Source organism: Corynebacterium amycolatum, from assembly GCF_016889425.1.
Classification (GTDB): domain Bacteria; phylum Actinomycetota; class Actinomycetes; order Mycobacteriales; family Mycobacteriaceae; genus Corynebacterium; species Corynebacterium amycolatum.
On the sequence record NZ_CP069513.1, the window covers coordinates 1,368,452 to 1,380,919 of the forward strand.

Here is a 12,468-nt window from a genome sequence, read left to right on the forward strand (position 1 = left end):
AAACACCTTTTAAACAGCCTTGTGTTCCTGAATCAGCGCGGCGAGTTGATACGCATCAGCCAGCGCCAACTCCGTTGCCACCGGTGTGACAGTTCCTGGCACCATGTCGATTCGCACGTTCGCCACGCCCGCTGCTTTCTTCAGCGGAGAAATGGTTAGCGTATGCCCCTGAATACGCTGCCAGGGGACTATGAACCGCGTGTGCCAGAACCGACCCTTGGTCACCAACAGCCCCCGCCGCGTGGCCTGCACCTTTTGAAATTTCCAGTCAATTGGGCTGAGCCACCATGCCGTGCGTGGAGTCTGCCAGGAGCACAACAGGTCATCGCCAGAGGCCGGTCCCGCAATCTCAGTCATCAAATCATCGACAATCGTATCGGTCTCCGCCGCCGGCGCCACGGGCACCAGTGCGTTGTTCGACTGTGTGCTGTCCAGGCCATAGCCCGCCACCGAGACATCCGCACGGGACCATTTCCACGGGCGCCACCAGAGCGGTTGCGCCACTTTAAAGCCATGAATGCGATCAATGGGAATGGTTTGAGCGCGTGTCGACAACAGTCCGGCGGTAATTGCCAGACGTCTGCTTTCCGACGACACCTTCAGCGTGAAATCCCACGACTGATTTAGTACTCCGAAAAGGCCGAGCGCGAAACTGCCAATCACAATCAGAGTAGTGATGGTTACTCCGCTGAGGATTTCCACGATGAAGTCGGTGAACAGCGCAGAGACAACGGCGAGGAGGACAAGGGCTATGCCTACGAAAAGACCGGGGCCAATGGCCACGGATGCGACCAACCGTCCGACATCGACAGGGCCAAAGATGGTCTTCGTGTCGGACATGCGGGAGGACATGTGGGCGTTGGAGGCTTGAGCAGCGGCGGGGCTGTCGCCGTCGTAAAGCGAATGCGCCAGTTCGGTGTCCAGCTTTTCTACCTCACCCAACACGTCGGCGCGGAACCGTTCGCACTGCGGGGGAGTGAGGTATTTGATTGCGAAGTGTGAATCGGAGCCGCCAGCTGTTTCAATGACAATTTCCGCGAGCCCGAAAATGCGCGCCAACAATGGTTGGTTGATATCGACCGCCTGCACGCGGTCGAGCCTTGCCGCGCGTCGAGAACGCAGTAGCCATCCGGAGCCGTAGCGAACCTCATCGTCGGTAAGTTCGTAGAACGTATACCTCCAGGACAACCACGAGAACAGAGCAATCAGGCCGATAATTATGGCGACCGCACCGGTACCGATAAGCAGGCCGAGCCATGCCCAGTCGTAGAGCTGAGTCACGACAGCAACGGCCAATTGCCACTGATTCGCAACTGCGAATGCAATCACCGCAGCGATTGTGGCGAAGCTTTTGAGCAGCGGGGATAGTGGATGAACTCTATGCTTCATTTAGAGACCCGCCATCCGGTCATGAGCACGCTGAGATAGACGGGTGCGCAGGGCGAGAGCTTCTTCGCGTGGCAAACCGTGGACGGCAGCATCCGAGCTCGCCGATGCTGTGTTGAGCTTCAGTGTTGCCAGCCCGAATAGTCGAAGGAGGGGTCCTTCATCGATGTCGATGAACTGAATCCGTCCGTAGGGAATGACAGTGATCGAGCGCCACCAGCGTCCGGAAGCAACGATGAAGTCGTTGTCCCCTTCGAGGTACCGGTGGGCACGAACTCGGCGGCCGATGAGCCAGTAGATATATGCGAAGTAGAGCACGCAGGCGAGGACACCTAACCACATCCACGGAGACCACATCACAGCGGCGACGACAGCTGCGATCGTGATAACTAGCAGGGGAGCGGCGTGCGCGATTCGCTTCACATTAGCCAGCGCGGGGTCGACCGGCTGCAGCGCAGAATTCTCGGGGATTAATAGATTAAGCGGCTCCATAGTTGACAGTTAAACACAGAGGGAAAGCTTGCCTCTCGCCTGGTGTATCGGTAAGAACGGTGGTTATGGATCGCAGGAAACTCATAGCAGTACTCATCACGCTGATTACCATTTTGGTCTGCGTAGAGATTTATCAGTACATGCAGACTTTGCCGAGCTAAATAGCAGCGCTAATCGGTGCGGCCAATGGCAAGCCTCAGCCGCCTCATGCGCCTAATCCCGTTTTATGCGCCAAAGAGCTGGCGCGGAGCCGCCCACGCATCGATGGCGATGCCCTCAACTGCCTGTGCGTCAGCGCCAGCAAAGGTGGTTATCTTGCGGTCGTCGTTGTAGCGGGGCATGTGCGAAGTGCCCTCGCGGATGAATTCGACCGCCACTTGGTGGAATGGATGGTTAGGCTCTTTCATACCGAAGAAGCGTGCAATATCGATGCAGTGCGGAGCACCACTGGTGCGGCCAGCAGGTGCGTAGCCCAACCCTTCTCCCGGTTCGAACTGTGCCGCCCACACATCCAGCTCAGCGGCCACGGACCGTTCGGCGACTTTAACAGCGTAAGAACGAATCGCGGAGTCAGAAATGACATTTCCCATCGGACGCTCGGCATAGGCGCCGGTCGGAAATTCGCCGTGGCCGCGATGCCCCTTGGCATAGCGCCGAGCCATCCACTCCCGCATGGGCAACTTGTCCATCGCCACAACCGGAGGTTCTGAGAAGAACTCTTCGCTGGTGGCGGTCACCATCGTGGGCAGTGTGGGAGCAAAGCTGTCAAAGCGAGGCCCAATTGCCGGATCCGAAGGCGAGGATGCCGAAACCAATTTCTGGGCCCGAGCGACCCTGCGTTCGTCGGCTCGCGAAAAGACCTCGGTGGACGGCGCACGTCCCACACCGATGCCCGCCAACGTGCGGCGGAGGCGCGAACCGGACAGCAGCGAGAAGGCCGGCGACATGGCGATGGTGCGCTGAATCTGACCGCGCGTGCGTTCGTCGGCCGCGAGGGTGAGCGCCAGCGCCGCACCCGCCGATTGCCCCGAGATAGTGATGTTGTCGATATCGCCGCCGAAGGCAGGCGCGTTCCGACGGGCCCACTGCAGCCCCAGATACAGATCATCAATGGCCCGGTAGGTCTCTGTTTGACTGTCGCGCCAGAATCCCTCCAGTCCCTTGCGGTATCCGAGCGAAACGGTGATGATGCCGGCCTGTGCAAAAGCCGTCGCGTCCGTCCAGGGCTCGGAGGGGTGCCCAAACTCGTAGCTACCACCGTGAATCCACAGCAATACGGGGTAGGAAGCGTCCGCGGGCCCAGTCGGTGCGGTGACGGTGAGAACTAACTCGCGCTCGGGCTCACAGCGCCGAGTGCCTGACTGTGGGCCGTCGGCCACTGGTGCCGACGCGGCAAACGGAGCAGCATCTGCGTAATCGATATTGAAAACTTGTATTGTGCCATCGTGAATCCGGCCAGTCAGTTGCCCGCAGGGAGCGGAAATAGTCGTCTCTGTCATGGCGGAAAACGCCTCCTCGTCACTGTTGGTCCTGCCAGAAGGGCGGGGAGCCTGTGGTAGTCGCGCTCGCGTTTTCGAGCACGCTACAGTTGAATTCACTATGACTAATGATGCACGAAATCCACTGTTGACACCGTCGGAATTGTTCTGCGAATTGCCAGATTTTGCGGCAATCGATGACAGCCACGTCCGCGAGGCGTTTAGCGAAGCAATGCGTAGCCATACACGCGAGATTGACGCCATCGCCACGTCGTCGGAGGCACCGACCTTTGTTAACACCATCGAGGCAATGGAGAAGGCGGGCCAAGATCTGGACCGCGTCGCTGCTTATTTCTTCAACGTTGCCGGCACGGACGCCACCGATGTCCGCATGGAAATTGAAGCCGAGATTGCCCCGCAGCTCACAGCACACCTGGATCAGATTCGCATGCGCAGTGACCTGTGGCAGCGCATCAATGCCATTGACAGCGTTGACGATGCCGCCAACCCGGAAGAAGCGAAGCTGCTGCTGAAGAAGGTCCGCGAGGACTTCCAGCGCGCCGGTGCGGACCTCAGCGACGAGGACAAAACCGAGCTTAGCCGCATCAATTCCCGCCTCTCTGAGCTTTCCACCGCCTTCGGCGAAAACCTGCTGAAGGACACCGTTGCGCGCGCCGTGGAAATCTACGACCGCGAAGAACTCGCCGGGCTTTCCGACGATGCCATTGCGTCCTTCGCCGCCTACGCGAAAAAGGCAGACACCGATGCGCCGTGGCTGATTCCACTGGACCTACCATCAACTCCTGCACAGCTGGCTGACCTCGATAATCCGGCTACTCGCGCCAAGCTCTACGAAGCCTCGCTGGGGCGCTCGGGTGCTGCCTCCGGCAAGTTCGACAACTCCGACATTGTGCTGGAAATGGCGCGCTTGCGTGCCCGCCGTGCCAAGCTGCTCGGCTACGACACGCATGCGGATTACGTCATTGCCAAGGAGACGGCAACCACCGCAGAGGCTGCTCGGAAGCTCATTGCAGACCTGGCGCCAGCTGCCATTGCCAATGCTGAAGGTGAGTACAAGCGGGTCGCTGATCTGGCTGGCGATGAGACGGTAACTGGCGCTGACTGGCCGTACTGGGAGCGCCGTCGTAAAGCGGAAGAATTCGCAGTCGACACGGATGAACTCAAGAACTACTTCGAGCTGCACCGTGTCATCGAAGACGGCGTGTTCTACGCTGCCCGCAAGCTCTACGGCATCGAGGTAGTCAAGCGCGAGGAACTGCAGGGATACGCGCCGGGCACGACCGTGTGGGAGGTACGCCAGGGCGGAGGCGAGACCATCGGCCTGATTATCACAGACTACTTCTCGCGTCCGACCAAGCGCGGTGGTGCGTGGATGAGCTCGTTTAGGGATCAGTCCCGTCTGTTGGGGCGCCTGCCAGTCGTGGTCAACGTGATGAACATCGCCGAAACCGAGCCGGGAACCCCGGTGCTGCTGACACTCGACGAGGTCACCACTGCTTTCCACGAGTTCGGGCATGCCCTCCACGGTCTGCTTTCCGACGTCACGTACCCGACCTTCTCGGGCACTAACGTCCCGCGCGACTTCGTGGAATTCCCCTCTCAGATCAACGAGAACTGGGCGCTTGAGCCGTCCATTCTGGCCAATTACGCCGTCCACGTTCGTACCGGTGAGCCGATTCCGGCCGAGCTAGTCGAGTCGGTGAAGAAGGCCCGCACCGCTGGTGAGGGATTCGCCACGGTTGAATACCTCGCGGCGTGCGCCATCGATCTCGCCTGGCACAGCCTCACTGAGGAGGAGGCAGCTCATGTCACTGATGTTGACGCTTTCGAAGCGGAAGCACTCGCCGAACTCGGCCTCGACGTTCCCCACCTGGCTCCGCGTTACCGCTCCCGCTACTTCAACCACATCTTCGCCGGCGGTTACTCGGCAGGCTATTACTCCTACCTGTGGGCGGAGGTTCTCGACGCGGACGGTTTCGGTTGGTTCACCGACAACGGCGGCGCCACAATCGGCGGCGGCAGCCACTTCCGCGAGGAGATTCTCTCCCGTGGTGGTGCCATCGATTTTATGGCCGCCTACCGTGCCTTCCGAGGTCGCGACAAGGACATCCAGCCGCTCCTCGAACGCCGCGGGCTGTCGGGCACTGATGCCTAGCTTCACGCTTTACGACGAGCGCCGCGACGGCCGCCCACTAGTTATTCCGGTCACCGGCAGGGTAGGTTGACACTCATGGCTGAAGCATTCGACAGGGTAGGGCAGTGGCTTATTCAATTGCCACTGCTTGCGCAGGTCAGCGTGCTATGCGCAGTTCTGCTGGTAGTCGGAGGGTTTGTTGCTTTCGTTCTCGTTGGTGCAATCGATGTCGTCAGCGGTCGTCTGTGGCAGTGGTCGGTGCGCCGGCGGGAGCGTTCGCAGGAGTGTCGAGGAGCGGGCAGCGACAGCTAGCCGATGCGGTAGTGGCCCGCGGATAGCTCACTGGGAGGCCCGAAGAATTGAGCTGGGACAAGCCCCCTTTAAGTATTGGGTCGCTATCGCTGCCCTAAGGTATGTCTTAAAGTATTAGGAAATTTGCCCAACAGGCTAGAGTTGGGTAGTTCGCAAATATTTCGCAGTAGGGAGCTGAGTTAGCATGCATCGGTCGAGGCACTCGAAGGTCCTACTTGCCCTAATCGTTTTGCTTCTTCTTATCCTCATCGCTGGTGCAGTCACCGATTTCCAGTTTTAGCCTCGGTTTTAGTGCCGGGCACATAACCTGAAAGATCGGTGAACAGCAAAAATGAGGGATTAGTCGCTCACGAACCAATTAACGCTTGAATCCGGGGAAGCGAGGCAGGTCCTCGACAAGCACGGCCTTGCCCTCGGCATCAGTTAGCGGAATACACCAGTTCGGGTACTGGTCGTGGGACGTGCCCGGCTGGTTCTGAGTGCGGCGGTCGCCAACCATGTCCACCAGCGCCTCGCACTTCAGCGCGGATGGCGTCTGGTCGAGGAAGCGGTGCAAACCCGTGACCAGCGCGTCAATTGGTGGCAGATTATCGCGGGTGAGGGACTGAACATCCATGTCTGCCGCAGCCGTGTCACCGAAACATCCGGCTTCCTTGGCCGCGCCCAAAACCTTTCGAATCCACTCGAAGTCCCGGCGGTCTTCCTCCGCGACGTCGGAAAGCAATAGCCCCAGGCGTTCCCGCAGTTTGATGTGTTCGCCTGCGAGATAGCCTGCTGTCGGCGGCAAATCGTGCGTGGTGACGGAGGACAAGCACAGGCTGCGGTAAGCGCTCGGTGGTTTCGGCTGGTCGCCTTCGGATTCAAACCACACGATTGAGGTGCCCATGATGCCCCGCGAAGCTAGGTAGTCCTGCACCCACGGCTCGAAAGTGCCCAGGTCTTCGCCTACCACGACGGCCCCAGCAAGCTCGGCCTCAAGTGCGAGAATGCCGACCATGGCCTCGTGGTCGAAGTACAGGTAGGTGCCATTGACGGGGGACTCCATCCGCGGCATGACCCAGAGGCGGAACATACCCAGCACGTGGTCAACACGAATGCCACCTGCGTGGCGAAGGATTGTGCGCAGCATGTCGCGCCACGGGCGATAGCCGGCCTCGGCTAGCTTGTGCGGGTTCCACGGCGGCTGCGACCAGTCTTGGCCGCGCTGGTTAAATCCGTCTGGCGGTGCGCCAACAGAGATAGCAGGAGCGAGCCAAGCCGCAAGGTTCTTGGCATCCGCACCGCCGGGGTGCACGCCGACGGCAAGGTCGGCCATGATGCCGATGCGCATACCCGCATCCAGGGCTGCCTCTTGTGCCTGACCGAGCTGCTGATCGAGAATCCACTGCACCCAGAGGTGGAACTGGAGGATTTCCTCCCGCAGAGATTCGACACTGGCGTGGTTGCCCAACGGTGGAACCAACTCGATATCGTTCTCGGCTACGGCACCAGAATCGGAAGTGGCAGCGCGGGCAGCATCGCGGGCAGCAGCGCGATCCGCGAGCTCGCGCTCGGTGCACCACGACGCGTAGTCGTATATGCCACGGCCCTCGGCCTCCAGCCAACGGTCAAATTCCGCCTGGCGTGCGCTGGACAGGGGAATCTTGTGAATTGCCCGCAATACCTTGAGCTTTGCAGCGTAGATGGGGTTGCGGTCAATCTCATCAGGGCTGTGATTGAGCTGGTGGAAAGAGTTCGCTAGCGCACGGGCTTCATCGGCCTCGTCCTTGTCCAGGTACCCGAACTCGTCGATAAGCTCTGGCCGTGCGTACAGCGGATTGACATAGCGGCGCGTGGTGGGCAGGTACGGTGAGTCTTCTACCGGAGGCAGCGGTTCTGCGGCGTGCAACGGATTGATGAGGACGAAATCAGAGCCCGCGTGCTGAGCGCTGACCTGTGCCAAGTCGCCGAGGGTAGCGAAATCGCCGATACCCCAGCTGCGGCTGGAGCGTACCGAGTACAGCTGTGCCATGACGCCATGCGCAGGATTCTGCACGTACTTGTCGGCAGTAGCGAGACGGTTGGGGGTTACGGCCACATCGCACTCAGCGACGTTGTCGTCGTTGACTGCACGCAAGCGGTGCCAACCAAGTGGCAGATCCTCTGGAATTGCGAAGGCGGCTTCTCCCATCAACACATCGCCGACCTGGCGTGGTGGAACCAAGTGGTGCACCTGTGCGCAGGGCCATTCTGCGCCATCCTCCAGTTTCACAGTCACGCTGACATTGCTGCCGTGTGGTACGTGAACCAGAACTCGGTGGAAGATGCCCTGGCGGGTAACTACCACGGGTGGGAGAAGGCGAGACCACTGCGTGTCCGCCCACTCACGACGGGCGTCGTTGATTTCGGCATCACTCGGATTTGGGCCCAAATCGATGTCGAGAGCAGCGAGAGTTTTTAGCACTGTCTCACGAGAGACGTGCACAAGTTGGCCCTCGGTGGAGTAGTAGGAAACCCCAACTCCGACATCTTTAGCGAGGTCGGCGAGCGGAGAGGAAAGGGGAGGATTGGAAGCTGCCTGTGTCACTCTTTCCATCATGCCAGTTTAGAAAAACTTTGCCAGTAGTAAGACAAATCACTTCGTTATCGAAATATTTAGTGAAATCACAACGGCGCAGGGTTTGATGTTCTAAGTTGATTCCTAACGAAACCAACGACGGACAGAACTACCGAAAGTAGGGGTTTGTAACTCGATGCGTGAATATACTACCGAGGCGAAATACGTCATCGGCGAGGACGAAACGATTATTACCTCGCTGCAGGAGCTGGTGCAGAAGCGCCCGAAGCTGGTGCTTTTCACCCGCCCCAAGAACTTTGAGTGGGTAAATGTCACCGCTCAGGAGTTTTATGACGAGGCAAAGGGGGTCGCTAAGGGGCTAATCGCCAATGGTGTTCAGCCGGGCGACCGCGTAGCGCTGCTCAGTGAGACTCGCTACGAGTGGAACCTGATCAATACCGCTATCTGGATGGCGGGCGCCGCTGTTGTCCCGATTTACGGCTCTTCTTCGTCTGGCCAGATTCGTTGGATTATTGAAAACTCCGGTGCTGTTTTCGCATTTACTGAGTCGCGTGAGCATACCGACCGCATGAAGCCGCTGCTGGTCGAAAAAGGCGCCGAGAACCCGGAGGGCGAGTCTCAGCTGCGTCGTGTGCTGGAGATTAACGCTTCCGCTACTGACACCATTAGCTACGAAGGCCGTGACATTGACGGCGACGAGGTCGAGCGTCGCATCAAGGACACCAAGGCCGACGACCTGGCAACCGTGATTTACACCTCCGGTACCACTGGCCGTCCGAAGGGCTGCGTGCTCCTGCACAGCAACTGGCTGGCGGAGGCCCGCGCCATCCTCACCAACGAGATTGGCCTGATTGCCCGTCCGGGTAACCGCATTCTGACCTTCCTGCCGTTGGCGCACGTGTTGGCTCACGCAGTGTCCCTGGCTTCGATTATCGCTGGTGCTACCCAGTCTCACTGGGCTGATACCAAGACCGTCACCCTGGAGTTCCAGCGTTCTCGTCCGCACCTGATTCTCGGTGTGCCGCGCGTGTTCGAGAAGGTTCGTGACTCCGCCTACGCCTCCGCTAAGGAGAAGGGCGCATTCGGTCTGGCCATGTTCGAGCGTGCTGAGGCCACCGCCATCGAGTACTCCAAGGCGCTGGATACTCCGGCAGGTCCGTCGCGTGTCTTGAAGCTGCGTCGCCAGCTCTACGATCGCCTGCTGTTCTCGAAGATTCGCGCAGCTATGGGTGACGCCGTTCAGTACACCATCTCCGGTGGTTCGGCTCTGTCCTCTGACCTCGGGCACTTCTTCCGCGGTCTCGGTGTACCTGTCTACGAAGGCTACGGTCTGACCGAGTCCACGGCTGCCATCACCGTGAACAACCCGGGCGAGCAAATCATTGGCACCGTTGGTCGTCCAGTTGGTGGCTGTTCCGCCGCTATCGCTGATGATGGCGAAGTTCTGCTGCGCGGTCCGGTTGTGTTTGACCGCTACTGGAAGAACGAAGAGGCAACCAAGGATGCCTTCATCGACGGCGAATGGTTTAAGACTGGCGACCTCGGTGAGCTGACCGAAGAAGGTCACCTGAAGATCACCGGCCGCAAGAAGGACCTCATTGTCACCGCCGGTGGTAAGAATGTCGCGCCGGGCCCGATGGAAGACCGCATGCGTGCGCACCCGCTGGTGTCCCAGGCAGTCGTCATCGGCGATGGTCGTCCGTTCGTCTCCGTGTTGGTCACCCTCGATGAGGAGGCACTGGAGAAGTGGAAGATTGAGCACTCCGTCCCCGAGCACACCTCGATCCGTGAACTCGCTGCCTCCAGCGCAGTTTTGCGCGCCGAGATTCAGGATGCCGTCAACTCCGCTAATGAGCTGGTTTCTCACGCAGAGGCTATTAAGAAGTTCCACATCCTGGACAAGGACTTCACCGAGGAAAGCGGCGAGCTGACCCCGACGATGAAGGTCAAGCGCAACATTGTCATGGACAACTACTCGCGCGACATTGAGGCTCTCTACCAGCGTTAATTCACTGTCAAGCCGCTGTCGATAGAAAACGGCAGCGTGTTGTTACCGCGCTAGCGCCCCTCACCCCATTAAGGTGAGGGGCGCTAGAAATTTTTAAGGAGTTTTCAGTTTTCGAACGCCGAAGTTCGCCGATATTTTCCGGCATTCGCCGAAATTCGTCGAAGTTCGAAAGACGAAACGAAAATGATGTCACCGAGGCCGAAGATGTCGTGGGAGGGCGGGCAATGATTAACCACTTCGATGCTCGGCTACGCCTGCGCGAAGTGACCCAAGAGCTCTACGACATTGGTGACGAAGTTGCCGAACACATCGAGCACCTCGCTCAGGCGGTTGCTGATGTAGATCGTGAGCTGGTGGACGAATGTGTCCTTGAGCTCGCTGACATCGTTGACGAGGCCGTTGAGGACTGCCGCCCTCTGATTGGTGAACTTGATGGGCTACGCCAAGCGTTTACCTCCGGCATTCGCTCGGGGCGCATCGGTACTCTTTCCTCTGCTTCGACACCGCGACGACACCCGCATCCGGCACCGAAGTCACCGGATGTGCAGTCGCTGTCACTCATCCCGGCGCCATTGAAGCATCCGGTTGCAGTCCCTACGGTCACGCAGGCAATGATTGCTCGCTCCGATGCCGTGGCCTCCTACCTGGAGGAACTCGCCGACTGGGTTTCCGCCGAAAACATCCGAGGCGTGGAAAAGCTCGGTAGTGTGGTGCTTCCGCAGCTTTACGCGCAGTCTGGTCGCCGTGCGCTGTCTGCTGCCGCTGCCTGGTGCGTTGCTGTTCCCGAGACTCATCCGGCAGTTGCAAATGCGCTGCGCGGCCGCAGGCCTCCGGAGTTCCTGATGGAACGCGCCCGCATTGATGAAATTGTTCGCCGCGTCAAGCAACGTCGAGCCAAGGAGCATGCGTGAGCGAAGCCTCCGCACACACCGATTCCTTCGGTGTCTACTTACACGTCCCATTCTGCGCCACCCGTTGTGGCTACTGTGATTTCAACACGTACACGCCAGGTCAGCTGGGCAGTGGCGAGACGCAGGGAGACTACCTCGATGCCATCGTGGCTGAGCTCGAGATGGCCGTCGTAAAGCACCCTGAACTCGCGCGTGGCGCCGACACCGTATTCGTCGGCGGTGGTACGCCGTCGATGTTGGGAGCGAGCGGTCTTCGTCGTCTGCTCGACGGTGTGCGCAACAGTTTTGGGCTTGCCGACGACGCCGAGGTCACCACTGAGTCGAATCCCGAGTCGACCTCTCCGGAGTTCTTCGAAGGCCTGGCCGAGGCAGGGTTTACCCGTGTGAGCTTGGGCATGCAGTCGGCTGTGCCGCATGTGCTGGCCACTTTGGATCGTACGCACACGCCGGGGCGTCCTGCGGCAGCGGTGGCGGAGGCCCGCGCGGCCGGTTTTGAACACATCAACCTCGACGTTATCTATGGCACGCCAGGGGAGTCGATGGCTGACCTCGATACGACGTTGGAGGCAGTCCTGGCCACGGAGGTTGATCATGTTTCGGCGTACTCGCTGATTGTCGAGCCAGGTACCGCGATGGCGCGTAAGGTTCGTCGCGGTGAGCTGCCGATGCCTGACGACGATGATCTCGCCGACCGCTACGAGCGCATCGATGCTGCACTGAGTCAAGTCGGTTTCTCCTGGTATGAGGTGTCCAACTGGGCGAAGCCGGGTGGCCAGTGTCGCCACAACATGCTCTACTGGCGCGATGGAAATTGGTGGGGTGCGGGGCCTGGTGCACATTCGCACCTGGATGGCACGAGGTTTTACAACGTCAAGCATCCGGCTCGCTACGCGGCGACCATTTCCGGCGGCGAGTTGCCAATCAAGGATTCAGAAGGGCTAACGGCCGAGGATCGACACACCGAGAAGATTATGCTGGGCCTCCGCCTGGCGGAGGGCATTGATGCCAATCTGCTCGGTGAGGATGAATTGGACAAGGCACGTCGGCAAGCGGAAGCGGGCATGGTGGAGTTTGTTTCCGTCGATGGTGGTCAGCGGATTCAGCTCACCAATCGCGGCCGTTTGCTGGCCGACGCAATAATCGTTGACATCCTTAGTTAAACTATCCGC

9 protein-coding genes are annotated in these 12,468 nt (G+C 59.5%); 5 read left to right on the top strand and 4 right to left on the bottom strand.

The features are described from left to right. Positions 1–9: 9 nt before the first annotated feature. From I6J19_RS06080 to I6J19_RS06090, 3 genes are all read right to left on the bottom strand, one after another. Positions 10–1,389, bottom strand: coding sequence for a PH domain-containing protein (locus I6J19_RS06080; protein WP_070431914.1), 1,380 nt, complete (start codon positions 1,387–1,389; stop codon positions 10–12). Further along, on the bottom strand, positions 1,390–1,878 hold the full coding sequence (locus tag I6J19_RS06085; RefSeq protein ID WP_038626055.1) for a PH domain-containing protein: 489 nt from the start codon (positions 1,876–1,878) through the stop codon (positions 1,390–1,392). It abuts the gene before it with no gap. A gap of 224 nt (positions 1,879–2,102) precedes the next feature. Next, positions 2,103–3,377, bottom strand: a complete 1,275-nt coding sequence (locus tag I6J19_RS06090) for a carboxylesterase family protein (protein ID WP_038626053.1) — start codon at positions 3,375–3,377, stop codon at positions 2,103–2,105. Positions 3,378–3,477: 100 nt separating this feature from the next. Between I6J19_RS06090 and I6J19_RS06095 the strand changes: the two genes are divergently transcribed. Both I6J19_RS06095 and I6J19_RS06100 read left to right on the top strand, forming a co-directional pair. Continuing rightward, positions 3,478–5,532, top strand: a complete 2,055-nt coding sequence (locus I6J19_RS06095; protein ID WP_038629101.1) for a M3 family metallopeptidase — start codon at positions 3,478–3,480, stop codon at positions 5,530–5,532. A 75-nt stretch (positions 5,533–5,607) separates the two neighbouring features. Then, on the top strand, positions 5,608–5,823 hold the full coding sequence (locus I6J19_RS06100; protein ID WP_038626051.1) for a hypothetical protein: 216 nt from the start codon (positions 5,608–5,610) through the stop codon (positions 5,821–5,823). A 358-nt stretch (positions 5,824–6,181) separates the two neighbouring features. Here I6J19_RS06100 and malQ read toward each other — a convergent pair whose 3' ends face one another. After that, positions 6,182–8,401: a 4-alpha-glucanotransferase gene (gene malQ / locus I6J19_RS06105; RefSeq protein ID WP_038626049.1), complete on the bottom strand. Its 2,220-nt coding sequence runs from the start codon at positions 8,399–8,401 to the stop codon at positions 6,182–6,184. 154 nt (positions 8,402–8,555) lie between these two features. Here malQ and I6J19_RS06110 point away from each other — a divergent pair, with 154 nt between their 5' ends. From I6J19_RS06110 to hemW, 3 genes are all read left to right on the top strand, one after another. Next, positions 8,556–10,388 carry an AMP-dependent synthetase/ligase gene (locus tag I6J19_RS06110; protein WP_038626047.1) on the top strand — a complete coding sequence of 611 codons (1,833 nt, stop codon included), beginning with the start codon at positions 8,556–8,558 and terminating at the stop codon, positions 10,386–10,388. 224 nt (positions 10,389–10,612) lie between these two features. Continuing rightward, positions 10,613–11,299, top strand: a complete 687-nt coding sequence (locus I6J19_RS06115) for a hypothetical protein (RefSeq protein ID WP_016423121.1) — start codon at positions 10,613–10,615, stop codon at positions 11,297–11,299. After that, entirely contained in the window at positions 11,296–12,459 is a 1,164-nt protein-coding gene (gene hemW, locus I6J19_RS06120; protein ID WP_038626044.1) for a radical SAM family heme chaperone HemW, read from the top strand. The genes I6J19_RS06115 and hemW overlap by 4 nt, the downstream gene beginning before the upstream one ends. The last annotated feature ends 9 nt before the right edge of the window (positions 12,460–12,468 follow it).